This window comes from Sulfurimicrobium lacus (genome assembly GCF_011764585.1).
Classification (GTDB): Bacteria; Pseudomonadota; Gammaproteobacteria; order Burkholderiales; family Sulfuricellaceae; genus Sulfurimicrobium; species Sulfurimicrobium lacus.
This window is the reverse complement of record NZ_AP022853.1, coordinates 1,832,789-1,857,436: the sequence shown is the minus strand read 5'-3', so window position 1 is coordinate 1,857,436 and position 24,648 is coordinate 1,832,789. Positions and strand designations below refer to the sequence as shown.

The following is a 24,648-nucleotide window of genomic DNA, read 5'->3' as shown; positions in this document are numbered from 1 at the left end:
AATTCAGGAAATGTTGCCGCCACTCATCCATGGCGGTCGAGGCAGGTGAAATAAACCATGGGATCGGGCGAGGTGCGGTTGCGCTGCGCCTGCCAGATCATTTCGCCCAGGCATTCCATGACCTGGTGCAACGCGTCGTGTGGGTCGCCGCTCTGCTCCAGAAGTTTCTGGTAGCGTCCCTTGATGCCGGGGGGCTGATCGATCGACAGTTGCTCCGCAATGGCGAGGTGCAGGTTGAGGTGCAGGAAGGGATTGGTCTCGCCCTGCTCGGGCAAATAATCGCGCTCCAGGTAGCGTTCCGGGCTGTTCAGCAGCGCATGGTATTCCGGGTGCTGCAGCAGGATTTCCAGCGCCATGCTTTCCAGCGCGGAAAGCGGCTGGTGCTGGCCGTATTTGCGCCAAGTGTCGAAAAGGAACTGGCGCGCCTGATCGCGGCTGGGATTAAACACGCGCGACTCCATCCGCAACTGAAAACAGCCCCAAAACCGCGGCGTACTGGAACAGCTGGTTGCTGCCGTTGAACGGCGCAATTTCACCGTTGCCGTAAAAACCGATCAACGGCATGCCGGGAAAACGCTGCTGCACGAGCTGCAAATCCCGGTCCACGCCGCCGTAGAAGTAAGGTCCGCGTCCCATGCAGGGAAAACACAGACCGAAGTCAGGTGTGCCGCCCAGCTCCTGCTGCAGGCGCTCCACGGTGAGGCGCATGTCGCTTTCGGCAGCCAGCGGCTGGCGCATGGCCCAGAACAATTGCTCTCCCTCTAACGGACGGACCGACAGGGTCACCGAGCCATCCTGGGGATTGACCGCGATGATAGGGGCCAGACGGTAACGTCCTTCGGCAATCGCCGTGACATGCTCGCCGTAAGTGATGCCAGCCATGATGAGGTGGAGCGGAAAGATATCGTCGCTGCGCAGCTCCAGCGGCAATGCCCGGGCCAGCACATTGAGGGCCGGCTGCCCGCCCAGCGCCTGCACATCGAGTCCTTCGGACTGCGTCACGGCATAAGGTGTCTGACTCAGGGGGCGCACACCCTGAGACACGCCGACCACGCCGTTGGCACCATGCACGGCCACCTCGCAGCGCCCGATTTGCGCCACCTTGCCCCCCTGCCACACGCCGAACGGCCCCTGCCCGGTGGCGTCGCCGGAAACGCCGCCGAAACGGCGCCCGGGCTTGTCCAGCCATTCGGTATGAATGGCGTTGGGCGCCGCAAGAGTGAGCAACAAGTCATTCCCCGGCGTGTCGTGCCGCGTTTCCAGGCTTACGCCGGGACCGAATACCATCGCGGCCGCCGCCGGGGCATCCAGCACCCAGTCTTCCTCGGTGAGGATGCCGGCCGCACTGCAGCCGATTATCTGCGTGCAACTGGCAGCCCTGGCAGCGGCGCGCAGCGCAGGAAGCGGGTCGCGCGCGAACTCGGGTGTCAGGAACAGCAGTACGCTGCTGGCGATGGCAAGACCGGCCTTTTGCATGGCGACGGAGACCGCCTGGTGCGCCAGCGCCTCGCTGGCCGAGGGATGGGTAGCGAAGCCGGTTGCGACTTGCTTCATTTGTCTGTCTTGTCTTTATATTCGCACAGATCGCGTATCAGGCATTCGCCGCACATCGGCTTGCGCGCCTTGCACACGTAGCGTCCGTGCAGAATCAGCCAGTGATGGGCATCGTGCCTGAATTGCGGTTCGATGACCTTGAGCAGCTTTTTTTCCACTTCCAGCACGGTCTTGCCGGGGGCCAGACCGATGCGGTTGGCGACGCGGAAGATGTGCGTGTCCACGGCGATGGTGGGCTGACCGAACGCGGTGTTCAATATCACGTTGGCCGTTTTGCGCCCCACGCCGGGAAGCATTTCCAGTGCTTCGCGACTGGCCGGCACCTCGCCGCCATGCTGCTCGACCAGGATGCGGCAGGTTTCGATCAGGTGCTTGCCCTTGCTGTTGTAGAGCCCGATGGTGTTGATGTATTCCTTCAGCCCGTCCAGCCCCAGTGCGAGAATGGCCTGCGGCGTATTGGCTACGGGGAACAGCCTGGCGGTGGCGAGGTTCACGCCCTTGTCGGTCGCTTGCGCCGACAAGACCACGGCCACCAGCAGTTCAAACGGCGTGCGGTAGACCAGTTCGGTGGTGGGGTGCGGATTCCCGTTGCGGAAGCGGGTGAATATCTCTCGGCGCTTGGCAGCGTTCATGTAAAAGCCGGGTTATGCGGTTGCGGCTGAAGCTTCGGGCGCGCGCACCGGTTCACCCTTGGCCGCCTGGCGCTGGTCCAGCCAGTTCTTTCCCGCGATCAGCAGGCCCAGCCCGATGAAAGCGCCGGGCGGCAATATGGCGAGCAGAAAGCCGTGGTAATCCGGAATCACCGTAATCACCCAGGCCTTGGCGGATTCGCCGAATGCGAGATCGATGCCGGACAGCAGCGTGCCCTTGCCGATGATCTCGCGCATCCCGCCCAGCACCGCCAGCGTCATGGTCAGGCCGAGGCCGACCATGAAACCATCCACCATGGACGGAAATACCGGGTTCTTCGAGGCGAAAGCTTCGGCACGGCCAAGCACGTTGCAGTTCACCACGATGAGCGGCACGAAAATGCCCAGCACCAGGTACAGCGCCTGCATGTAGGCATTCATGGCGAGGTCGATCACCGTCACCAGCACAGCGATGATCAGGATGTATACCGGGATGCGGATTTCGCCCGGCACCCACTGGCGCACCAGCGAAACGATGGCGTTGCTGCAGGCCATGACCATGATGGTCGCAACGCCCAACCCGACGCCGTTCACCACGGTGGTACTCACGGCGAGCAACGGACACAGGCCGAGCAGGGCAACGATCCCGGCGTTGTTTTTCCACACGCCGTTCCAGATAATTTCCTTGTAGTTTGCATCGCTCATTTCGCTTGCTCCTTTGGGAGAGTGAATATCTTCTCCCGATTGGCGGAAAAATAGCCCAGCGCCTTGTACACCGCCTTGACCACGGCTCGCGGCGTAATCGTCGCCCCGGCGACAGAATCGAATTGGCCGCCGTCCTTTTTCACTTTCCAGTCCTTGGACTGGTATTTCTCCAGCGAAGTGCCATCAAAACCCTTGATCCAGTTGCTCTTGGCGATTTCGATGTAGTCTCCCAGTCCCGGGGTTTCCTTGTGCGACACCACGCGCACGCCGGAAATCACGCCATCCGCCTTGATCGCGATGAGCAGCTTGATCTTGCCCGCGTAGCCGTCGGGCGCGACCGCTTCCAGCACCACGGCGGAGGGCTTGCCGTCCTTGAGTGCACGGTAGGTCACCGTGGCTTCGGCGGTACCGAGTTCCGGCTGTGGCGGCAGATTGACAGCATCGCTGATGATGTCGTTATCGTACAGTTCGGGCGGCAGGATCTGGGCGATCAGCGCCAGTTTGGCCTTTTTCTCGCTCGCCGCGATGATGTCCTTGGTGGCATCGAACGTCAGCGCCAGCAACGATGTTCCCACCAGCGCGAAGGCCGCAAGCACCATCGCCAGCTTGGTGGAATGACGGACGTAGTCGGAGCTCATTCCTTCCTCCCGTCGAACCACTTGCCGGCATGGCCGAACACGCGCGGCTGGGTATAGGCATCGATCAGCGGCACGGCCGAATTGAGGAACAGCACGGCGAAAGCGACGCCGTCCGGATAACCGCCCAGCACGCGGATGATATAGGCGCTCACGCCTATCCCCGCGCCGAATATCAGCTTGCCCAGCGGCGTGGTGGGACTGGTGACATAGTCGGTGGCGATGAAGAAAGCGCCCAGCATGGTGCCGCCAGCAAAGAGATGGAACAGCGGCGAAGCATAATGGGCCGGGTCGAACAGGTAGAACAAGCCGGCCGTGCCGAACATGGCTGCGAGGAAGGAAGCCGGGATGTGCCAGCTGATGATGCGCTGCTGCCACAGGTACAACCCGCCGAGCAGGTAGAACAGGGCAATGATTTCCGTCCCCTTGCCGCTTAGCATGCTGAAAATCGGCGAGGACTGGATGTCGACCACCGTGCGTTCGAGGTGAAGCTGGGTTTTCAGGGTATCCAGCGGCGTCGCCATGGTGATCGCATCGAGCTTGCTATCCGCCGGAGAGATGCCGCCGAACATGAAATCCATCTGCTGGGAAAAACTCCAGTGGCTGTGCGCCAGCACGTCGGGCGCAGTCCAGTGCGTCATGTGCGAGGGAAACGAGATCATCAACGCCGCGAACCCGACCATGGCCGGATTGAAGAGATTGTTGCCCAGCCCACCGTAAAGATGCTTGGCGATCAGAATGGCGAACAGCGTCCCCACCACGACCAGCCACCACGGTGCCAGAGGGGGGATGGAGAGCGCCAGCAGCCAGGCCGTTACCAGCGCGCTGCCGTCGGTGAGATAGACCCGCAAGGGGTAACGTCGCAAGTGCAGCACCGCCGCTTCCGTGGCCAGCGCCGCAACGCTCGCCAGGGTAATGCTGACCAGGATCGCCGGGCCGAAGAAATAGACGTATGCGGCAACGGCAGGCAGCAGGGCTGCCAGCACCTTGAGCATGATGACGTTGACGCCGGTTTTTTCCGCCACTACAGGTGAATTCATGGTTGTGCGCCCTGCCCTTCATCGGTTTTTTGCACCGCCACGCTCTGCTCGGCGGTCTCCCTGGCTTGAGCTCGCCTTTCGTCAATCTCGTCTATCCTGGCTTGCGCTTCCGGAGGAAGATCTTCCACGTTCTGCGGCGCCACTGCCGCCTTCTTGGCTTTGGCGCGCTCGATGGCGGCCTGAATGGCGGCCTTCTTGGCTGCGGCTGCAGCTTCGTCGCCACCCTCCTCGTCCGGCTTGGCTGCCACCTGCGCAGCCTTGGCTGCGTGCTTGGCGGCCTTTTCCTGCTTTTCGCGCTCCAGGCGCAGCTCCCTGAACTCGTGGCGCTCGCGCGCCCGTTCGGAGGCCTTCTTTTCCCGCTCCTGAGCCTGGATTTCACTCTTGGCAAAGCGGTAGAACTGCACCAGCGGGATATGGCTGGGGCACACGTAGCTGCAACAACCGCATTCGATGCAATCGAACAGCTTGTATTCCTGAGCCTTGGCGAAATTCTTGGCCTTGGCGAACCAGAACAGTTCCTGCGGCTGCAGGTCCGCGGGACAGGCCGCGGCGCAACGCGTGCAGCGTATGCACGGCATGGCGCGCGGCAGCGGCGGGAACAGGGTTTGCGACGTGGCGATGACGCAGTTGGTCGCCTTCACCACCGGCACGCCCGGATCGGACAGGGGCAGTCCCATCATCGGCCCGCCCATGAGGTACCCGCTGGTGTCCGCGCGCGGCCTGGCCGCCTTCACCAGTTCGCCGATCGGCGTGCCGATCAGCACTTCGTAGTTGCGCGGCTCGTCCATGTTGCCGGTCAGCGTCACCAAGCGGGAAATCACCGGCTCGCCATGGTTTACGGCGCGATGAATGGTATAGGCCGTGGCGACGTTGAAACACTGCACGCCGACCTGGGGCCCCAGCGCGCCGCTGGGCACTTCCTTGCCGGTAAGCAGCTTGATCAGTTGCTTGGCACTGCCGCTGGGATACAGCGTCGGCACCACCACCACTTCGAATCCGCTCCCCTGACAGGCCGCCTGCATCGCCGCGATGGCTTGCGGCTTGTTGTCCTCGATACCGATCAGCACCTCCCTGGCGCCCATGGCATGCTGCATGATGGCGATGCCCTGCACGACTTCCGCCGCGCGTTCGCGCATCAGCATATCGTCGCAGGTGATGTAGGGCTCGCATTCGGCGGCGTTGATCACCAGCGTTTCGAGACTGGTGGCATCAAGCTTGATGTGGCTGGGGAAGACCGCCCCGCCCAGGCCCACGACACCGGCGTCGCGCAAGCGATTGCGCAGATCGGCAGGCGCGATGGCGCGGTAGTCGAACGGCTGGTGCTCGATCCAGCGGTCTTCGCCATCAGCTTCCATCACCACGCTGAGGTCAGGCAAACCGGAAGGATGCGGTGCCGGGTTCATCTCGATGGCTACCACCCGGCCCGAGGTGGGCGCATGCACAGCCGCAGAAATGAAGCCCTCCGGCGCACCGATCATCTGCCCCTTGAGCGCATGGTCGCCCGCGGCCACCACCGGCTTGGCCGGGTTGCCGTTGTGCTGGCGCAAGGGCACGATCAAGCGTGACGGCAACGGCGCAACAGCGATCGGCAGCTGCGTGGACTGGATTTTGTGTTCGGGCGGATGGACGCCGCCGTGGAAGGGATGCAGCGTTCTCATGTCGTCACCTCGACATCCTTCCTGGCATCGCTGATCGGATACACCGGGTATTGCCATTTCCAGCCGCTCAGCCCCTCTTCAACCGCCACCATGGTGATGCAGTCCACCGGGCAGGGCGGCAGACACAGTTCGCAGCCGGTGCATTCCGAATCGAGGATGGTATGCATCTGCTTCGCCGCGCCGACGATGGCATCCACCGGGCAGGCCTGGAAGCACAAGGTGCAACCGATGCAGGTCTGCTCGTCGATCAGCGCAACCTGCTTGGGCTTCGGCAGCGCCGCCTCGGCCGCGAGCGGTTGCGGCTCGACACCCAGCAGGTCGGCAAGACGCTTCATGACGGCCTCGCCGCCTGGAGCGCACAAGTTGATCGCCACGTTGCCGCTGGCGATCGCCTCGGCATAGGGCTTGCATCCGGGAAAGCCGCACTGGCCGCATTGAATCTGGGGCAGGATGGCGTCGACCTTCTCCACCAGGGGATTGCCTTCCACCTTGAATTTGAGGGAAGCGAAACCGAGTACTGCGCCCAGTACCACGGCCAGACCGATCATCACCAGCAGCGCATTAAACATAGGTGTTATTTAACCAGTCCGGAAAAGCCCATGGAAGCGATGCTCATCAGCCCGGCCGTCACCATGGCGATGGCGGAGCCCTTGAACGGCAGGGGCACGTCCGCGCCCTCGAGTCGCTCGCGCATGGCGGCGAAGGTGGTCAGCACCAGGGCAAAGCCGACTGCCCCGCCAAAACCGAAAAGCAGCGATTCGATGAAATTATGATTTTCCTGCACGTTGAGGAGCGGAATCCCCAGTACCGCGCAATTGGTGGTAATTAGCGGGAGGTAAATGCCCAGCGCCTGATACAGCACCGGGCTGGTCTTGCGAATAAACATCTCGGTAAACTGGACAATCCCGGCGATCACGATGATGAACGACAGGGTACGCAAGTAGGTCAGTTCCGACCCCAGCAGGTACTGATTGACCAGGTAGCTGGCGCCAGACGCGAGGGTAAGCACGAAAGCGGTGGCCATGCCCATCCCCATAGCCGCTTCAAGCTTCTTGGACACGCCCATGAAGGGACACAGGCCAAGAATTTTGGCGAGGACGATGTTGTTGACGAACACCGTTCCGATCAGGATAAGAAAATAGTTTTCCATGGCGCGCAATGTACTAGCAGGGTAACAGTCGGATTATCTTCCGCGCCACAGGATGATGCAACCATTACGCCCGCGCGGATAAAGGGACTCTTGATGGCATGCCTGTCAGCAGCCATCGCGAACAATCAGGCAAACAATGATTGCCACCAGCGCTGGCGCCCGGCGGGAATGATGCCTTTGGGCTGCATTTCGGTCGGCGGCATGACGCTCATCACCCAGCCCGGCAAGGGCGGATTCTTGCTTGAACCGCACGACACGCCGAGGTTGTTGGGATCGTAGATCTTGATCAGGGTGGGCTTTTCCAGGTTATCGGCATAGACGATGGCGCAGTAATCTTCTTTATGGTCGCGCCGCAGCAAGGCATCCACTTCCTGGACAAAGCGGCTGACCTCTTCGGCGGAAGCCGGCGCGGTCGGCACAGGCTCGCCGATCGCATAAAGATGCCAGCCCGCCTGTGGATCAACCCTGACCCAGAACTCGGTAAGCTGCTTCCAGGACATCAGGCTATAGAAAGTGCCATAAAAGGCGGTTTTGAAATCCGACATGTGGCTGACCAACTCCCGTTAACCGGTAATGCATAACCAAAACAGGCCGCCAAATTGATTGGCGGCCTGTTTTTTGCTCCGGCATAACATGCTGAACATGTTAGCCTTCACTGAAAACAAGTAGCCAAAATTATTTGGCTACTTGTTTCTCTCTCAGTTCATCGAGTGTTTTGCAGTCGATGCACAGGGTTGCGGTTGGGCGCGCTTCGAGGCGCTTCAGACCGATTTCCACGCCACAGCTTTCGCAGTAGCCGTAATCACCGGATTCGATATTGGCAATGGTTTCGTCGATTTTCTTGATCAACTTGCGCTCACGGTCACGGTTGCGCAGTTCCAGGGCCATGTCGGACTCCTGGCTGGCGCGGTCGTTGGGGTCTGCGAACAGGGTAGCCTCGTCCTGCATGGTGTGCACGGTACGGTCGATGTCCTGGCTCAGTTCGGCTTTCCAGTCCTCGAGGATTTTGCGAAAATGCGCGTGTTGTTGCGGGTTCATATACTCTTCCCCCGCTTTTGGTTCGTATGGGATGAACTGCTTGTGTATTTCAGCGGACATGTGCTCTCTACTCTTCTTCGGATTTACGCAAAAGCGCTTTAATAGCAGATAATTTTACTTACCGCAAGCCGGCTCATTGCCGGAATGGAGATAACCAATTGGCTTTACAGGCTTTAATTTTCGATGTGGACGGCACACTTGCCGACACGGAGCGCGATGGACACCGCATCGCATTCAATTCGGCCTTCCGCGAATTCGGATTGGACTGGGACTGGGACGTTGACCTTTATGGGAAACTACTGGCCGTAACGGGCGGCAAGGAGCGCATCCGCTACTACGTGGAAAGCTTCAACACCCGCTACGTCAAACCGGCCGACTTCGACCGGCTGGTAGCCGAGCTGCACAAGACCAAGACCCGGCATTACACCGAGTTGCTGAGCGGTGGGCTCATCCCGGTGCGCCCCGGCATCCGGCGCCTGCTCGAAGAAGCGCGCACAGCCGGCCTGCGCCTGGCCATCGCCACCACCACCACGCCGGAAAACGTCACCGCCCTGCTCAAATACAGTCTGGCACCTGACGCGGAAAGCTGGTTCGAAGTCATCGCCGCGGGCGACATCGTACCTGCCAAGAAACCCGCGCCCGACATTTACTTCTGGGCGCTGGAGCGGATGAACCTCGATCCGGCCGCGTGTCTGGCTTTCGAGGATTCGGAAAACGGGCTGAAATCGAGCCTGGGGGCCGGCATCAAGACGCTGGTCACGATCAACGACTACACCACCGATCATGAGTTTCCGGGCGCGCTGGCGGTGCTGAGCGACCTGGGCGAACCGGGGCAGGCCTGCCAGGTATTCAGCGGCGACCTGAACGGCAAGGCCTATGTCGACGTGGCACTGCTCCGGCAGTGGCACGAAAACGCATGATCAAAGCGCCTTAACGAACTCCAGCACTTCCTGGGCATGGCCCGGCACCTTTACGCCGCGCCATTCCCGGCGCAACTCACCGGCGGCGTCGAACACGAAAGTGCTGCGCTCGATGCCGCGCACCTGCTTGCCGTACATATTCTTCATCTTGATCACGCCGAACAACCCACAAGCTTTTTCCTCGCCATCGCTCAACAACTCGAACGGCAACTCCTGCTTGGCCTTGAAGTTCTCGTGCGATTTCATGCTGTCGCGCGAAATGCCATATACCGCGCACCCTGCCGCCTGGAACTGCGGGTACAGGTCGCGAAACTGCTGCGCCTCGGTCGTGCAACCCGGCGTGGAGTCCTTGGGGTAGAAATACAGCACGACCTTCTTGCCGCGCAAGGCGGAAAGCTGAAACGGCGTGCCGCCTGTCGCCGGCAAATCGAAATCGGGAATCGGCTGGTTCATAGCTCGTTCACTCCGCTAAAGGAAGAAATTGCGGCCCCTGCAAGGCGAGATCGCCGGAACGCCCCGGAATCTCACCGAAGCTCACCTCATGGCGCGGCAGCTTGGCCACATCCAGCCCGGCGAAATACTGCTCCAGCGAAACCAGCTGATAGCCCTGTTCGCGCCACCCGGCGAGCAGTTCCTCGAACACGCCAGACAGCTTCATGCCCTCCATCTCGGCGTGGAGGGTGTAGACATGGCCGGTTGGCGACGGGGTTTCGGTCAGTTTCAGCAAATGCTGGGCAACGTTTTCGACCGTGATGCCGTCCACGCCGATCAATTCGTCCAGCGTCGGCAGCGTCGTCGGCAATTGCGGGCAATTGATAATCTCGGCGCGATAGATGGGCACGAAGGGGCCGCTGCCGCGCGTATCTGAGCAATAGTCGAAGCCCAGTCGCTGCTCCTGGCGCAAGGCGTGCAGGTTCATCTGCCAGCCTGCCGCGCCGTGAACCTTGGCGGGCGCGCCGAAAACATCCTCAAACCGATTGCAGGCACGCTGCAGTTCCCGCGCTGTCCATGCGACATCCTGATGCGCCACATTGTCTTGCCAATAAACATGGTCCCAGCAATGTATCCCGACTTCAAAGCCGCCGTCGCGCACCTGGCGCATGATGTCGCCGCAGCGCTTGCCGATATCCGGACCGGGCAACAGGGTGCCGTACATCAGGGTCTTGAGGCCGTAATGCTCGCGTACCGAAGTGCGCGAGACTTTTTTCATGAAGCCGGGACGGAATACGCGCTTGATGGCGCGACCGGTGTGATCGGGGCCGAGGCTGAAGAGGAAAGTGGCCTGGGCCTCATGCTGCTGCAGCATCTCTACCAGGCGCGGCACGCCTTCCCGAGTGCCGCGGTAAGTATCGACATCGATTTTCAGAGCCAATTGCTTCATCAAAGCCTTTCACAACCAGGCCATGCTGGCGCAATAAGTTGAACGTGGGGTGATACGCCAGGGGCGCCTGACGCCATACAAGAGGCGACTCAGTGATGCTTGTGCGTGGCGCCGCCTTTGAGTTTATACATCGTGCCGCAATAGGGACACAGCGCCTCGCCCTTCTCTTCCAGCGGCAGGTACACGCGCGGGTGGCTGCTCCACAACGCCATGCCCGGGGTGGGGCAATGCAAGGGCAGGTCTTCGGCAGTCACTTCGATGTAACGCTTGGTGTTGTCCGCCAGATCGTTTTGCATGCAACCTCCTTCTTAACGGGCATGGCGAATGTGCCACCCCTGATAATGAAACTTTCCATACCCGTTTCCCCCACCCCTGCCCTCCCCCGCATGCGGGAGAGGGGGCCGCAGGCTCGCTACGCGAGTTTCACGTTATACGAGTGAGAGCCAGTCCTGGTGCTTGGCCGATTTTCCGGTCACGCAGTCGAAGTACATGCTTTGCAGTTTGGCCGTGATGGGACCGCGGTCGCCAGTGCCGATCGCGCGATTATCGAGTTCGCGAATCGGCGTGACTTCCGCCGCGGTGCCGGTGAAGAAGGCTTCGTCGGCAGTGTAGACTTCGTCGCGCGTGATGCGTTTTTCGATCACCTGCAGACCGATTTCCGCCGCCAGCTGAATAATGGCGTCGCGCGTGATGCCTTCCAGCGCGGCGGTCGCGTCCGGGGTATAGAGCTTGCCGTTGCGCACGATGAAAACATTCTCGCCCGAGCCTTCCGCCACGAACCCGTCCACGTCCAGCAGCAGCGCTTCCTGATAGCCGTCATGTTCCGCCTCGCGGTGGGCCATGATGGAATTCATGTAATTGCCGTTGGCCTTGGCCTTGCACATGGTGACGTTGACGTGGTGGCGAGAGTAGGACGAGGTCTTGACGCGAATGCCATGCTCCAGCGCCTCGGCACCGAGGTAGGCGCCCCACGGCCAGGCGGCGACGATCACGTGGGTGCTCAGCGTCTTGGCCGAAATTCCCATGGCTTCCGCGCCGTAGAACGCCATCGGACGCAGATAGCCGGACTCCAGCTTGTTGTCGCGCACGGCGGCGAGTTGCGCCTGGGAAATGGTTTCCTTGTCGTAGGGCATCTTCATGCCGAGGATGTGCGCCGAACGGAACAGTCGGTCGGTGTGTTCCTTGAGGCGGAAAATCGCGGTGCCCTTGTCGGTCTTGTAGGCGCGGACCCCTTCGAATACGCCCATGCCGTAGTGCAGGGTGTGGGTCAGCACGTGGGTGGTGGCATCGCGCCAGTTCACCATCTTGCCGTCGTACCAGATCAGGCCGTCGCGGTCGGACATAGACATCGTAATTCTCCGGAAAAAGCTGTGTAAAGGTGGAAATTGTAGCTCAATTTTGCCCGCTTGAGGAACGGATCCCGGCGCGGTTGCCCGTCCTGCGGTTTGCCGTTACCCTGCCGGAATATGCGACGATTTTCCATCAATACCCTTTTCCTCCTGGCCGGCGCCATTGCCCTGCTGGCGGTGACCGAACTGTCGGCGCTCCATTTCCTGCTGCCGCTGGAAAACCGGGTATCGGACTTCTTCATCCGCAGCCATGCCCTGAGACTGCAGGCCGACCCCGATATCGTCATCGTCGACATCGACGAAAAAAGCTTGGCCAGCATGGCGGATGAAGTCGGCCGGTGGCCGTGGCCGCGTTCCGTGCATGGCGAACTGGTCGCCGCGCTGGAAAAGCAGCAACCGCGAGCCATCGTATTCGACCTCACCTTCACCGAGAAGGACATCGACCGCCCGGAAAGCGACGCCCTGTTCGACGAGACGGTCGCTGCGACGCGCAACACCTACTTTCCCATGGTGCGCCTGGAAGCCAACGGCGACGGCGTCGGCGTACCGCTGAAAATCCTCGCGCCGCTTACGGGCATCGCGGCAACCGGGAGCGCGCAGCCGGATGCGCGGCTGGCCGTTTCCTTGCCGGTGGTCCTGGCCGAGAAGAACTGGCGCGTGGGAACCATCAATTACCACGAAGACGAAGACGGCGTCGGGCGCCGTTATGACCTCTACATGCCGGCCTACGGCTGGCGCGTCCCGTCGCTCCCGGCGCGGGTAGCGCGCGACCTGGGCTATGCCGTGCCGGACCGGCAGCAGATCATCCTCGGCTGGCGCGGCGGGGCGCTGTCCCATCCGCACATTTCCTATTCCGACCTCTACCAGGATGCCGGCCGCAAGACGCCGCGGCGCGACCAGCACGAATTGACGGGGAAAATCGTCATCGTCGGCGCTTCCGCCGCCGGCCTGCACGACATCCGCAACACCCCCATCAGCGGGCGCCACACCGCGGTGGAAATCCTCGCCACCGCCATCGACAACCTGAAAAACCGCGGCTACCTGCAGGCCGCGCCCGCCTTTGCCGCCCCGCTGCTGGCCCTGGTGCTGGTGGCAGGGCTGCTGCTCGCCTTCCTGCGCCACCACCGCCACACCCTTGCCGTGGGCGGCGTGCTGCTGGGCGTCAGCGCCCTATTGCTGGGCGCGGCTTACGCCGCCGTTGCCTGGCAATGGCTGATGCCGGTGCTGACCCCGCTGCTGTTTGCCTGGGCATTCTATTTTGCCGCCGCGCTGCGCGAGTACCTGCGCGAACGAAAAGCACGCGAGCAGACGGTGCAGATGTTCAACCGCTTTCTCGACCCGCGCGTGGTGGACCAGCTGGTCGGCCAGGGCAAAACGGCACAGAGCCTGAGCGGCCAGACCCAGACCCTGTCGGTGCTGTTTTCCGATATCCGCAACTTCACCACCTATTCCGAGCAGCACACTGCGCCGGAAGTGGTGGCGATGCTGAACCGCTATTTCAGCATGCAGGTGGAAGTCATCTTCCGCCACGGCGGCACCCTGGACAAGTTTATCGGCGACGCCATCATGGCCTTCTGGGGGGCGCCGGCGGCCGATCCGGACCACGCGGCAAACGCCGTCGCGGCAGCGCTGGAAATGAGCGAACGCCTGCAGGAATTCAAGCGCGAACTGGGCGAGGCGGGCGCGTCTTTCGATGTGGGCATCGGCATCCACAGCGGCCCGGCGGTGGTCGGCTTCATCGGCTCGGAGCGGCGCCAGGACTACACCGCCATCGGCGACACCGTGAACCTGGCCAGCCGCATCGAGGGCCAGACCAAGGGCGTGGCGCGCATCCTGGTATCGGCCGAGACCAAGGCTTTGTGCGAGGATATGTTTGACTTTATCGACCACGGATTCTATAAGGTAAAGGGAAGAAATCAGGAAGTGCATTTGTTCGAACCAGGGGGAAAAACGGCATGAGATTTTCAGTTATATGGTATGCCTTGGGGCTGATTTTCAGCCTGTCGGCGGCGGCTGAAACTGCGGTCACCACCCGCGAGACCGAACTCAAGCGGGAACCCTTCACGGATGCCGCCACCATCGCCACGCTACCCAGCAAGACCGCAGTGGAAGTGCTCAAACGCCAGGGAGGGTGGACCCAAATCAAACCGCCCGCGGCGGGTCAGGGCTGGGTCAGGATGCTGAATCTGCGCTTCGGCGACGGCAGCGCAAAAAGCGGCGGTTCCGGACTGGGCGAACTGTTCAACGTGGCGCGCACCGGCAGCAGCGGCACGACCGTCACAACCGGCGTAAAAGGCCTGGACATCACCAAGGATGCCATCCAGAACGCCAGCCCCAACCCGGCAGAGCTCAAGCGCATGCACAGCTACGGTGCGAGCAAGGGCGAAGCGCTCAAGTTCGCGAACAGCGCGCACCTCCAGAAACAGTCGGTGGAATACCTGGGCGCATCTGCAGGAAAATCATCCGCGAGTCCGGCTTCCTCACCCTGGGGAGATAACTGATGAAATATGCACGAGCGAAGTTGGCCGTACTTGCCCTGAGCGCCCTGTTTGCCACACAGACGTGGGCAATCGGCGGCTTTAACCTGGACCTGAACAAGATAATCAGCGCGGGGAAAAACCTCGGCGAAGCGTCCAAGGACGTCAGCGAACCCGAGGAAATTTCCATCGGCGAAGGCATGGCTTCCGTCCTGCTCGGCGCTGCGCCCCTGGCCAAGAACGAGGCGCTGCAACGCTACGTCAACCAGGTGGGACGCTATCTGACTTTGCAGACCGAGCGCCCCGATCTGCCCTGGTATTTCGGCGTGCTGGATTCCAACAGCGTCAATGCCTTCGCCACGCCTGGCGGACACATTTTCGTCACCAGCGGTCTGTTGAGGAAAATGCGCAGCGAAGCGGAGCTGGCCGGGGTGCTGTCGCATGAAATTGCCCATGTACTGCGCAAGCATCACCTCGCCGCCATGAAGAAAGCAGGCGGAATGGGATTTCTAGCCGACGTGGCGAGCATCGCGGTAGAACAGAAAGGGGGCGGCGGCTATGGCAAGGAACTGAGCAAGAACCTGATCAGCGGCATGAAGGAAGTGATGGTGCGCGGCCTCGACAAGGGTGACGAATACGAGGCCGACCGCATGGGAATCGTCATTGCCACCCGCTCGGGCTACGATCCATACGGCCTGCCCGCCGTACTGCAAACGCTGGAGGGACTCTCCGGGAGCAGCGACGTGTCGCTGCTGTTTTCCACCCACCCTTCGCCCGACAGCCGACTGGACACGCTGTCCGGCCTGATGCAGTCCAATTTCGACCATTACCAGGGGCAAAGCGTGAGCGACCGTTTCCGCCACCTCGTTCCGAACGGCGCAAAGAACTGATGAAACTTCGCATTCTGGGATGCAGCGGCGGCATCGCAGCCGGGTTGCGCACGACTTCGATGCTGCTGGACCACGACATCCTGATCGATGCCGGCACCGGCGTGGGCGATCTGACGCTGGCGGAAATGCGGCGCATCGATCATGCATTCATCACCCACTCGCACCTCGACCACACGGTCAGCATCCCCTTCCTGCTCGATTCTGTAGCTGGCACGCGCGGCCATCCGCTCACGGTTTATGCGCTGGCGGAAACCATCGCCATTCTGCAGGAGCACATGTTCAACTGGAAACTGTGGCCGGACTTCACCCAGATCCCCAATGCCGAATTCCCCTGGCTGCGCTTCCAGCCCGTCGCGCCGGGCAAAACCGTGGAACTGAACGGCCGCAAAATCACCCCGCTCCCGGCACGACATACTGTCCCGGCGGTAGGCTATCTGCTCGACAGCGGCAAGGCCAGCCTGGCTTACAGCGGCGACACCATCGACTGCCCCGAGTTCTGGGAAGCGCTCAACGAGGTGGAGAATCTGCGCCACCTCATTATCGAGACCTCCTTTGCCAACGAGGAAAACGACATCGCCCATGCATCGAGGCACTACTACCCCGCCCTTCTGGCCGAACAGTTGCCCATGCTGCTGAAACAGGCAGAAATTCACATTACCCACCTGGGGCCGGGAGACCAGCCGCGGATCCTGTCCGAAATTCGCGCCGCAGTGCACGGCACGGCACCGAGCGTGCTGGCTCTCGGCCAACTATTTGAGTTTTAAAAATCGGAATAATCGTGAATACCCAGGCATCAGCAAACACCACCGATCTCAGCGGCCAGCTCATTTTCTCGCGCAAGCTGCAGGCCGTCACCAACAAGATCCACGCCACGCAGAACATCGACGAGATCATGCTCCAGCTTTCCAGCGACATCAGCGCGCTGTTCGAGGCGGACCGCCTGACCATTTACAGCGTCAGCGAGGACAAGAGCTCGATCGCCACCAAGATCAAAACCGGCCTGGGCGCATTCAAGGACTTCAAGCTGCCGATTTCGCCGCTGAGCGTGGCAGGATACGTGGCGTTCAACAAAATGATGGTCAACATCGCCGACGTCTATGACGATGCCGAACTGAAGAAGTACAACCCCGGCATCACCTTCCTCAAGGACATCGACCGCAAAACCGGCTACCGCACCAAGCAGATGCTGGTGGCGCCGATCATCGACGCCAACGACGGCGAACTGATGGGCGTCATCCAGCTGATCAATTCCCTCTCGGGTTCGCCCTTCCCCACTTCCGCCGAGGAAGGCTTGCAGGAACTGGCCAAGACACTGGCCATCGCCTTCAAGCATCGCTCTCGCATCCGCACAAAATTCGACTACCTCATCGACCAGGGCATCCTGTCCGCTGCCGAAATCGAGCTGGCGGCCCGCTCGGCACACCGCAAAGGCAAGGATATCGAGGAAATCCTGCTCGACGAGTTTCAGGTCAATCTGGCCGACCTCGGCCGCTCGCTGACAGACTTCTACCATGTGCCCTACGAACCGTTCAAAGCCGACCGCATCAAGTCGGACGAGCTGCTGAAAAACCTCAAGCGCGAGTATGTCGAAGGCAGCCTGTGGCTACCCATCGACGACACGCCGGAAGGCCTGGTCATCCTGACCCCGGAACCCGACCGCATCATGGGCTCGCGCGTGGTGTGCAATATTTTCCCCAAGCACAAACTGCTCTACAAAGTCTGCACCCGGCGCGAATTCGCCAAGACTCTGGAACTGTTTTACGGCGCCGCCGGCAGCATGGGCTCCATCGACGACCTGCTGTCGAACCTGCAGGACGAAGACATACCGGAGGGCGCGTCCAGCGCCGACGAAATGTCCGCCGCGGCCGACAACGAGCTGGTGAAGCTGGTCAACAAGATCATCGTCGACGCCTACAACCAGGGCGCTTCTGACATCCACATCGAGCCCTACCCGGGCAAAAACAAGACCATCGTGCGCTTCCGCCGCGACGGCACGCTGTTCCCCTACATCGAGATCCCGCCCAGCCACCGCGCCGCACTCCTGGCGCGGCTGAAGATCATGTGCGACCTGGACATTTCCGAGAAGCGGAAACCCCAGGACGGCAAGATCATGTTCAAGAAATACGGTCCCCTCGACATCGAACTGCGCGTCGCCACCATTCCCACCGCGGGCGGGCTGGAAGACGTGGTGATGCGTATCCTCGCCGCGGGCAAGCCGATCCCGGTAGACAACCTGGGCCTGAGCGCGCGCAACCTGGAAACGCTGAAAAAAGTGGTGAGCAAGCCCTATGGCCTGTTCCTGGTGTGCGGCCCGACCGGCTCCGGCAAGACCACCACCCTGCACTCGGTGCTGGGCTACATCAACACACCTGAAACCAAGATCTGGACGGCGGAAGACCCGGTGGAAATCACCCAGAAGGGCCTGCGCCAGGTACAGGTCAACCCCAAGGCGGGGATCACCTTCGCCGTGGCGATGCGCGCCTTCCTGCGCGCCGACCCGGACGTGGTGATGGTGGGCGAGATGCGCGACAAGGAAACGGTCGCTACCGGCATCGAGGCTTCGCTCACCGGCCACCTGGTGTTCTCCACCCTGCACACCAACAGCGCGCCGGAAAGCATCGTGCGCCTGCTCGACATGGGCATGGACCCGTTCAATTTCGCCGACGCCCTGCTCGGCATCCTGGCGCAGCGCCTGGGCAAGCGGCTGTGCAGCAAGTGCAAGAAGCCGTATGTCGCATCCGAGCAGGAGATCGAATCCCTGCTGTCCGAGTATGCGGAAGAACTGAAAAACACGCCGGAATGGCTCGAGGACGCGAGCGCCGCGCGCGACAAATTGCGCCAGGAATGGAAAAAATCCTTCGCCAATGACAAGGGCGAATTCGTCCTCAACCACGCGGTGGGCTGCGAGGAATGCAACAAGAGCGGCTACAAGGGCCGCGTCGGCCTGCACGAACTGCTGGTGGGCAGCGACGAGATCAAGAAAAATATCCAAGAACACGCGCGCGTCGCGGACATGACCGTGACGGCGCTGTCGCAGGGCATGCGCACCCTGAGGCAGGACGGCATCGAAAAAGTCCTGCAGGGCATTACCGACATGAAACAGGTGCGTTCCGTCTGCATCAAATAGGGGGTAAACCCATGCAGGAACCCAAATCCGACCCGCTGCTGCAGCGCCTGGAAGAGCTCAACGCCATCGGCGTAGCGCTCTCCGGGGAGAAAGACCTGAACCGCCTGCTGGAATCCATTCTGCTGGCAGCCATCAAGATCACTCACTGCGACGCCGGCACGCTGTATAGCGTCACGGAATACAAGGCCCTGCGCTTCGAGATCGTGCGCACCAACTCCCTCGGCATCGCGCTGGGCGGCACCACCGGGAAACCGGTGAACTTCCCGCCGGTCGCGCTCTACGATCACAACGGCGAGCCCAACAACCACAACGTCGTGGCATACGCGGTGCTCAACGACAGGACGGTCAACATTGCCGACGCCTACCACGAGCAGGGCTTCGATTTTTCCGGCACGCGCAAGTTCGACGCGGCCAACCGCTACCGCTCCCGGTCTTTCCTCACCGTGCCGATGAAGAACCACGAGGGCACGATCGTCGCGGTATTGCAGCTGCTCAACGCGCTCGATCCGGACAGCGGCGAGGTCACGACTTTCTCCAGCTCAGACCAGCGACTGGCCGAGTCCCTGGCTTCCCAGGCGGCCATCGCCATCACCAACCGCGCGCTGATCAACCAGCTGGAGGAGCTGTTCGAATCCTTCATCACCCTCATCAACATCGCCATCGACGAAAAATCCCCCTACACCGGTGGCCACTGCGAGCGCGTACCGGTGCTCACCATGCTGCTGGCGGAAGCGGCGAGCCGCGCCACGGAAGGCCCGCTGGCGAACTTCCACATGAGCGACAAGGACCGCTACGAGCTCAAGATCGCCGGCCTGTTGCACGACTGCGGCAAGATCACCACGCCGGTGCATGTCGTCGACAAGGCCACCAAGCTGCATACCCTGTTCGACCGCATCCGCCTGATCGACACGCGCTTCGAAGTGCTCAAGCGCGACGCCGAAATCGCCTTGCTGAAAGAGAAGGTCGCTGCGCTGGAAATGGGCCACGGCGACCTTGCGGCAAGCGAAAAAACCTGCCGCGAACGCATCGCACAACTCGACGACGACCGCGAATTCCTGCGCAAGGCCAACATCGGCGGCGAATTCATGTCGCCCGCGCTGCAGCAGCGCGTGCAGCAGATCGGCCAGTACCGCTGGATAAACGAGCAGGGCAAGGAATCCGATTTCCTCAGCCAGGACGAGGTCTACAACCTCAACGTGGAGCGCGGCACGCTCACCGCCGAGGAGCGCGAGACCATCAACCACCACATCGTCTCCACCATCCACATGCTGGAAGCCCTGCCCTGGCCGACCCATCTGAAGAAGGTTCCGGAATACGCCGGCGGCCACCACGAGCGCATGGACGGACGCGGCTACCCCAAGGGCCTCAAGGGCGCCGACATGACGCTGCAGGCGCGCATCATGGCCGTCGCCGACATCTTCGAGGCACTGACCGCAAAGGACCGTCCCTACAAGGAAGGCAAGAAGTTAAGCGACGCCCTGAGCATCCTCGGGCGCATGAAACTGGACCAGCACATCGACCCCGACCTGTTCGACATTTTCATTCGCAACCAGGTGTATCTGCAGTATGCGAAGGACTACCTCGAGCCCTACCAGATCGACGCGGTGGATGTCGGCAAGATTCCTGGCTACACGCCGTAGCGCATGCTCCCAAAAACAACTTTGAACCACGGAGAACACAGAAAGCACGGAAGAAGATCTTCTTGTTGCTCCGTGTCTTCCGTGTCTTCCGTGGTTGACGGCTTTTCCCACCATGAATGACCAGGCGACCCTGATCCGGGCCCTGTGCGACCCGGCCCGCTACGACCACCCAGCTGACGCGGTCGAGCTGATCGAAACCCATATTTCCTGGGTCCTGCTCGCCGGCGCATACGCATACAAGATCAAGAAAGCCGTCAACCTCGGCTTTCTCGATTTCAGCACGCTGGAGAAACGCCGTTTTTTCTGCCGCGAAGAACTGCGCCTCAACCGGCGCTTGGCGCCGCAGCTGTATCTCGATGTCGTCGCAATCGGCGGCACCCCCACCGACCCCGAACTCGGCGGCGCGGGGCCGGCCATCGAATACGCGGTCAAAATGCTGCGCTTCCCGCAGGAAGCCCTGCTCGACCGCATGCTGGCGGACGGCAAAGTCACACCGCCGCAGCTCGACGCCGTCGCCCGCGAAGTGGCGCGCGTCCATGCCGACACTGCCGCCAACCCACCGGAAGGCCTGGGCACGCCCGAAGCCGTGCACCAGCCGGTGCGGGAAAATTTTGACCAGATCGCCGAACGCGCGGGCGCGCTGCCGCAAGGCGCAGCGCTCGCCCCCCTGAGGCAGTGGAGCGAGGAGGAATTCACCCGCCGCCGCGCCGATTTTGCCGCGCGTCGCGAGCACGGCTTCGTGCGCGAATGCCACGGCGACCTGCACCTCGGTAACATGGCGTGGATCGACGACCAGCCCGTGCTGTTCGACTGCATCGAGTTCAACCCCGCATTGCGCTGGATCGACGTCATCAACGATACGGCCTTCGTCGTGATGGACCTGCACGACCGCGGCCGCCCGGACCTGGCGCAGCGTTTCCTCAACACCTACCTGGAGCACACGGGCGACTTCGGCGGCCTCGCCCTGCTGCCCTATTACCTCGGCTACCGCGCCATGGTGCGCGCCAAGGTGGCATGCATCCGGGCCGACCAGGGCGGGTTGACGCCGGACCAGCTGCAGACCGTATGCCACCAGACCGCCGCCTACCTGAAGCTCGCCGCACTTTTCGCCCGCCCTGCCCGCCCCTGGCTGCTGATCACCCACGGCTATTCCGGATCGGGCAAAACCACCGCGACCCAGTTGCTGCTGGAACGAAGCGGCGCCATCCGCCTGCGCTCCGACGTCGAGCGCAAGCGCCTGTTCGGCCTCGCGCCGGGTGCGCGCAGCCAGTCCGGCGTCGACCAGGGACTATATGCGCCGGATGCCCATATCAGGACTTACCGGCGCCTCGAAGAACTGGCCCGAGAAGTACTGCAGTCGGGGTTTCCCGCCATTGTGGATGCGGCTTTCCTGAAGCGCACCGAACGCAATGCGTTCCGCGCACTGGCGCTGGAACTGGGAATCCCGTTCATGATTCTTGAATTGCACGCCGAAGAGAATGAATTGCGCCGCCGCATCGTGCAGCGCCAAAACCTCGGCCGCGATGCGTCGGAAGCCACGCTGCAAGTGCTGGAAGCGCAGTTGCGCGGCGGCGAAGGCATCGCCGTGGAGGAAAAGAACTGGACTACCACCGTGACCAGCGGGCCATCCATGGAAGCCGACCTGTTGCGGCTCGCCGAAGGTCTGATGGACAATCCCGACGAATTCTGTCAAGATTTAATTTTTTAGCGCAGCCTGTTTTTACCAAGGATTTTCATGAGCACCGAACACTTTTCTTCCGAACAAAAAATCCTGCGCGTCATGCGCAAGGTGCTGGGCAGCGTCGTCAAGGACGTGACGCCGCGAGACGGTGAGGACAACCCGCTGACCGACAACACCATCGAGGAAATTCGCGATATTTTCGGCCTGATTTCCGTACGCGAGAAAGAACTGCTCGAAACGCTCGGCCGGCTTTCCGCCGACCGCCCCCAATATCCAGGCGAAAAGCCCGCAGCCAAGGTCATTCCCATCAGTATCGGCAGCCTCAAGGCTTCGAAAAAGCCAGCCGAATCGACCAGTCCCCTGGCCCAAACCGCGCTATTCAATGGCGTCGACCTGGACGCGGTGGAACCGCTGCTGGACGATTGCCCCCTGTATGAACTGGAAGCGGGCGAAACGCTGCTTGCCGCCGGCGCGAAAAACAACCATCTGTTCCTGGTGATGGGAGGCAGCCTCAAGGCGGAACTGGACGAGGCGCGCACCATGAACTTCTCCGCCGGACAATGCATCGGCGAAATTTCCGCGCTGGGCGAGAGCACCATGTCGGCCCCGGTCGTCGCCGTGGAAGCATCCCTGCTCCTGGCAATCGACCCCGATACGCTATGGGCGATGATGGATGCCGATGCCGTAGTCGCACGCAACATCCTGGCCATGCTGGCACACCGCTAAGCCCGATACCGGGCGGCGCATCACGCCGTCCGGCTAGCCCACAAGTCGTGCTCGTCCGCGTCCTCGACCGTGACCGTGACGAAATCGCCCGGCTTCAGACCTGTTCCATCTTCCACGTACACCAGGCCATCGATTTCCGGCGCATCGCCCATGCTGCGCGCCACGGCACCCTCTTCATCCACCTCGTCCACCAGCACCGTCAGCGTCCGGCCGATCTTTTGCGCCAGCCGCTCGGCGCTGATTTCCGCCTGCAGTTCCATGAGGCGCGCCTGACGTTCCAGTTTCACTTCTTCCGGCACCTGGTCGGGCAAGGCATTGGCCGCTGCGCCTTCCACCGGTGAATAGGTGAAACAGCCGACGCGGTCGAGCCGCGCCTCGCCGAGGAAATCCAGCAGCTGCTGGAAATCGTCCTCGGTTTCGCCGGGGAAGCCGGTGATGAAGGTGCTGCGCAGCGTCAGATCGGGGCAAATCTCGCGCCATTGCTTGATGCGCGCCAGGTTGCTGTCCTGGTTGCCGGGCCGCTTCATGGCCTTGAGCACGCGCGGGCTGGCGTGCTGTAGCGGGATATCGAGGTAGGGCAGGATCTTGCCCTCCGCCATGAGCGGGATCACTTCGTCCACGTGCGGATAGGGATAGACGTAATGCAGCCGCACCCAGGCGCCCAGGTCGCCCAGCGCCCCGGCCAGTTCGGTCATGCGGGTTTTCAGCAGCTTGCTCTGCCAGAATTCGGCGCGGTATTTCAGGTCCACCCCATAGGCGCTGGTGTCCTGCGAAATCACCAGCAGTTCCTTTACGCCCGCCTTGACCAGGTTTTCCGCCTCGCGCATCACCTCGCTCACCGGACGGCTGACCAGATCGCCACGGAAGGACGGAATGATGCAGAAGGTGCAGCGGTGGTTGCAGCCCTCGGAGATTTTCAGATAGGCGTAGTGCCGAGGCGTCAGCTTGATGCCCTGTTCCGGGATCAGGCTGGTGAACGGGTCGTGCGGCTGCGGCAGATGCTGGTGCACCGCGCTCATCACTTCCTGCAGGGCATGCGGGCCGGTCACCGCCAGCACCTGCGGGTGCGCTTCCATGATGACTTCGGGTCGCGCGCCCAGGCAGCCGGTGACGATCACCTTGCCGTTCTCGGCCAGCGCCTCGCCGATGGCGTCGAGCGACTCTTCCACCGCCGCGTCGATGAAGCCGCAGGTATTGATCACTACCAGATCGGCAGACTCATAGCTGGGCGAAATGTCGTAGCCTTCGGCACGCAGCTGGGTGAGGATTTGCTCCGAATCGACCAGCGCCTTGGGGCAGCCGAGCGAGACGAAGCCTATTTTTGGGGATTTGGACATAATTTATCGTGACACTTCAGGATTGTGGTTCATTTAAACCAGGATAACGGTATCGCTATACCGGGCCACCGTCGCATCGTGGGTTAATAGTCGCATCGGCTCCGCTAACGCCTGTGCCACAAGCAGCCGGTCGAATGGATCCTGATGGTGTCCAGGCAAACCCTCAACCATAGCCGCGTGCTCAGGCTCAATGGCAAGCAGGCGATACCCGGCCTGGCGGAAGTAGTTCAGCGCATCCTGACCGGACACAGGCATATCTCCCCGTCCCAGGCCGTGCTTGATGGCAATCTCCCACACACTGACTGCACTGACCCAAACTGTGCTGCGCGGCGCAAGAAGCAGCTCGCGCGCACGGGTTGGGAGGTGGGGATTGTCGGTGATGGCCCACAACGCCACATGCGTGTCCAGCAAGAGATTCAACGGGGTGCCCCTCCCAGGAACAAGGCGGCCACTTCGGTATTACTGGCGTCGATATCGTCAGGCACCTCGAAAACACCCTTGGCCACACCGATGCGCTGACCAGGCAGCGAGGCATCCACGGGAACCAGCTTTGCCGCCGGTCGTCCGTTGCGAGCAATGATGATTTCGCGCTCCTCACCTTGTTCAATGGATTCCACCAAGCGGGAAAGACTGGATTTGGCCTGCAGCATGTTTACGGCGTGCATGGATAGACTCCTTAATAAAATATTGCTGATTAGTCTAGTCTGGCTA

At 61.6% G+C, this 24,648-nt stretch carries 27 protein-coding genes; 9 read left to right on the top strand and 18 right to left on the bottom strand.

Annotation, left to right across the window (positions count from 1 at the left end; all coding sequences use genetic code 11):
• Nucleotides 1–23: 23 nt before the first annotated feature.
• The 11 genes from SKTS_RS09185 to dksA form a co-directional block, all read right to left on the bottom strand.
• Nucleotides 24–449, bottom strand: coding sequence for a DUF1841 family protein (locus SKTS_RS09185; RefSeq protein ID WP_173063631.1), 426 nt, complete (start codon nt 447–449; stop codon nt 24–26).
• Nucleotides 442–1,554, bottom strand: a complete 1,113-nt coding sequence (locus SKTS_RS09180; RefSeq protein ID WP_173063628.1) for an FIST C-terminal domain-containing protein — start codon at nt 1,552–1,554, stop codon at nt 442–444. Before SKTS_RS09180 ends, SKTS_RS09185 begins: the two co-directional genes overlap by 8 nt.
• Entirely contained in the window at nt 1,551–2,186 is a 636-nt protein-coding gene (nth, locus tag SKTS_RS09175; RefSeq protein ID WP_173063625.1) for an endonuclease III, read from the bottom strand. The genes SKTS_RS09180 and nth overlap by 4 nt, the downstream gene beginning before the upstream one ends.
• Before the next feature lie 12 nt (nt 2,187–2,198).
• On the bottom strand, nt 2,199–2,888 hold the full coding sequence (locus tag SKTS_RS09170; RefSeq protein ID WP_173063622.1) for an electron transport complex subunit E: 690 nt from the start codon (nt 2,886–2,888) through the stop codon (nt 2,199–2,201).
• Nucleotides 2,885–3,526, bottom strand: a complete 642-nt coding sequence (gene rsxG / locus SKTS_RS09165) for an electron transport complex subunit RsxG (protein ID WP_173063619.1) — start codon at nt 3,524–3,526, stop codon at nt 2,885–2,887. Before rsxG ends, SKTS_RS09170 begins: the two co-directional genes overlap by 4 nt.
• Nucleotides 3,523–4,563: an RnfABCDGE type electron transport complex subunit D gene (locus SKTS_RS09160; RefSeq protein ID WP_173063616.1), complete on the bottom strand. Its 1,041-nt coding sequence runs from the start codon at nt 4,561–4,563 to the stop codon at nt 3,523–3,525. The genes rsxG and SKTS_RS09160 overlap by 4 nt, the downstream gene beginning before the upstream one ends.
• Complete coding sequence (rsxC, locus tag SKTS_RS09155; protein ID WP_173063612.1) at nt 4,560–6,221, bottom strand: electron transport complex subunit RsxC; 1,662 nt, start codon at nt 6,219–6,221, stop codon at nt 4,560–4,562. Before rsxC ends, SKTS_RS09160 begins: the two co-directional genes overlap by 4 nt.
• Nucleotides 6,218–6,790 carry an electron transport complex subunit RsxB gene (gene rsxB / locus SKTS_RS09150; RefSeq protein WP_173063609.1) on the bottom strand — a complete coding sequence of 191 codons (573 nt, stop codon included), beginning with the start codon at nt 6,788–6,790 and terminating at the stop codon, nt 6,218–6,220. The genes rsxC and rsxB overlap by 4 nt, the downstream gene beginning before the upstream one ends.
• Before the next feature lie 5 nt (nt 6,791–6,795).
• Nucleotides 6,796–7,371 carry an electron transport complex subunit RsxA gene (gene rsxA, locus SKTS_RS09145; protein ID WP_173063606.1) on the bottom strand — a complete coding sequence of 192 codons (576 nt, stop codon included), beginning with the start codon at nt 7,369–7,371 and terminating at the stop codon, nt 6,796–6,798.
• Nucleotides 7,372–7,496: 125 nt separating this feature from the next.
• Nucleotides 7,497–7,916, bottom strand: coding sequence for a hypothetical protein (locus SKTS_RS09140; RefSeq protein ID WP_173063603.1), 420 nt, complete (start codon nt 7,914–7,916; stop codon nt 7,497–7,499).
• 130 nt (nt 7,917–8,046) lie between these two features.
• Nucleotides 8,047–8,469 (bottom strand): RNA polymerase-binding protein DksA, encoded by a 423-nt coding sequence (gene dksA / locus SKTS_RS09135; RefSeq protein ID WP_173063600.1) that lies wholly within the window; start codon nt 8,467–8,469, stop codon nt 8,047–8,049.
• A 98-nt stretch (nt 8,470–8,567) separates the two neighbouring features.
• Between dksA and SKTS_RS09130 the strand changes: the two genes are divergently transcribed.
• Complete coding sequence (locus SKTS_RS09130; protein WP_173063597.1) at nt 8,568–9,329, top strand: HAD family hydrolase; 762 nt, start codon at nt 8,568–8,570, stop codon at nt 9,327–9,329.
• Here the strand turns inward: SKTS_RS09130 and SKTS_RS09125 are convergent, their stop codons facing one another.
• From SKTS_RS09125 to SKTS_RS09110, 4 genes are all read right to left on the bottom strand, one after another.
• Nucleotides 9,330–9,782 (bottom strand): peroxiredoxin, encoded by a 453-nt coding sequence (locus tag SKTS_RS09125; RefSeq protein ID WP_173063594.1) that lies wholly within the window; start codon nt 9,780–9,782, stop codon nt 9,330–9,332.
• Nucleotides 9,783–9,789: 7 nt separating this feature from the next.
• Entirely contained in the window at nt 9,790–10,710 is a 921-nt protein-coding gene (locus SKTS_RS09120) for a 4-deoxy-4-formamido-L-arabinose-phosphoundecaprenol deformylase (RefSeq protein ID WP_173063591.1), read from the bottom strand.
• Nucleotides 10,711–10,799: 89 nt separating this feature from the next.
• Complete coding sequence (locus tag SKTS_RS09115; RefSeq protein ID WP_173063588.1) at nt 10,800–11,006, bottom strand: zinc-finger domain-containing protein; 207 nt, start codon at nt 11,004–11,006, stop codon at nt 10,800–10,802.
• A gap of 132 nt (nt 11,007–11,138) precedes the next feature.
• Nucleotides 11,139–12,059, bottom strand: a complete 921-nt coding sequence (locus SKTS_RS09110) for a branched-chain amino acid transaminase (RefSeq protein WP_173063585.1) — start codon at nt 12,057–12,059, stop codon at nt 11,139–11,141.
• A gap of 117 nt (nt 12,060–12,176) precedes the next feature.
• Here SKTS_RS09110 and SKTS_RS09105 point away from each other — a divergent pair, with 117 nt between their 5' ends.
• The 8 genes from SKTS_RS09105 (at nt 12,177) to SKTS_RS09070 (ending at nt 22,600) form a co-directional block, all read left to right on the top strand.
• Nucleotides 12,177–14,018: a CHASE2 domain-containing protein gene (locus SKTS_RS09105; protein ID WP_173063582.1), complete on the top strand. Its 1,842-nt coding sequence runs from the start codon at nt 12,177–12,179 to the stop codon at nt 14,016–14,018.
• Nucleotides 14,015–14,560: an SH3 domain-containing protein gene (locus SKTS_RS09100; protein WP_173063579.1), complete on the top strand. Its 546-nt coding sequence runs from the start codon at nt 14,015–14,017 to the stop codon at nt 14,558–14,560. The genes SKTS_RS09105 and SKTS_RS09100 overlap by 4 nt, the downstream gene beginning before the upstream one ends.
• Nucleotides 14,560–15,426 (top strand): M48 family metallopeptidase, encoded by an 867-nt coding sequence (locus SKTS_RS09095; protein WP_173063576.1) that lies wholly within the window; start codon nt 14,560–14,562, stop codon nt 15,424–15,426. Before SKTS_RS09100 ends, SKTS_RS09095 begins: the two co-directional genes overlap by 1 nt.
• Nucleotides 15,426–16,190: a 3',5'-cyclic-nucleotide phosphodiesterase gene (locus SKTS_RS09090; RefSeq protein ID WP_173063573.1), complete on the top strand. Its 765-nt coding sequence runs from the start codon at nt 15,426–15,428 to the stop codon at nt 16,188–16,190. The genes SKTS_RS09095 and SKTS_RS09090 overlap by 1 nt, the downstream gene beginning before the upstream one ends.
• Before the next feature lie 14 nt (nt 16,191–16,204).
• On the top strand, nt 16,205–18,553 hold the full coding sequence (locus SKTS_RS09085; RefSeq protein WP_244617488.1) for a GspE/PulE family protein: 2,349 nt from the start codon (nt 16,205–16,207) through the stop codon (nt 18,551–18,553).
• Nucleotides 18,554–18,564: 11 nt separating this feature from the next.
• Nucleotides 18,565–20,193 (top strand): GAF and HD-GYP domain-containing protein, encoded by a 1,629-nt coding sequence (locus SKTS_RS09080; protein ID WP_173063570.1) that lies wholly within the window; start codon nt 18,565–18,567, stop codon nt 20,191–20,193.
• Nucleotides 20,194–20,305: 112 nt separating this feature from the next.
• The gene (locus SKTS_RS09075; RefSeq protein WP_173063556.1) at nt 20,306–21,901 is read left to right on the top strand and encodes a bifunctional aminoglycoside phosphotransferase/ATP-binding protein; all 1,596 of its coding nucleotides are present in this window, start codon (nt 20,306–20,308) and stop codon (nt 21,899–21,901) included.
• A gap of 27 nt (nt 21,902–21,928) precedes the next feature.
• Nucleotides 21,929–22,600 carry a Crp/Fnr family transcriptional regulator gene (locus SKTS_RS09070; RefSeq protein ID WP_173063553.1) on the top strand — a complete coding sequence of 224 codons (672 nt, stop codon included), beginning with the start codon at nt 21,929–21,931 and terminating at the stop codon, nt 22,598–22,600.
• Between the two features lie 20 nt (nt 22,601–22,620).
• On the opposite strand, the gene rimO is transcribed toward SKTS_RS09070, so the two are convergent.
• Genes rimO through SKTS_RS09055 form a run of 3 tightly spaced genes read right to left on the bottom strand, consistent with a single transcriptional unit; the run spans nt 22,621 to nt 24,602 of the window.
• The gene (gene rimO / locus SKTS_RS09065; RefSeq protein ID WP_173063550.1) at nt 22,621–23,937 is read right to left on the bottom strand and encodes a 30S ribosomal protein S12 methylthiotransferase RimO; all 1,317 of its coding nucleotides are present in this window, start codon (nt 23,935–23,937) and stop codon (nt 22,621–22,623) included.
• 33 nt (nt 23,938–23,970) lie between these two features.
• Nucleotides 23,971–24,357 (bottom strand): type II toxin-antitoxin system VapC family toxin, encoded by a 387-nt coding sequence (locus tag SKTS_RS09060; protein WP_173063547.1) that lies wholly within the window; start codon nt 24,355–24,357, stop codon nt 23,971–23,973.
• A complete protein-coding gene (locus tag SKTS_RS09055) occupies nt 24,354–24,602 on the bottom strand; it encodes a type II toxin-antitoxin system Phd/YefM family antitoxin (RefSeq protein ID WP_173063544.1) in 249 nt (82 codons plus the stop codon). The genes SKTS_RS09060 and SKTS_RS09055 overlap by 4 nt, the downstream gene beginning before the upstream one ends.
• Between the last annotated feature and the right edge of the window lie 46 nt (nt 24,603–24,648).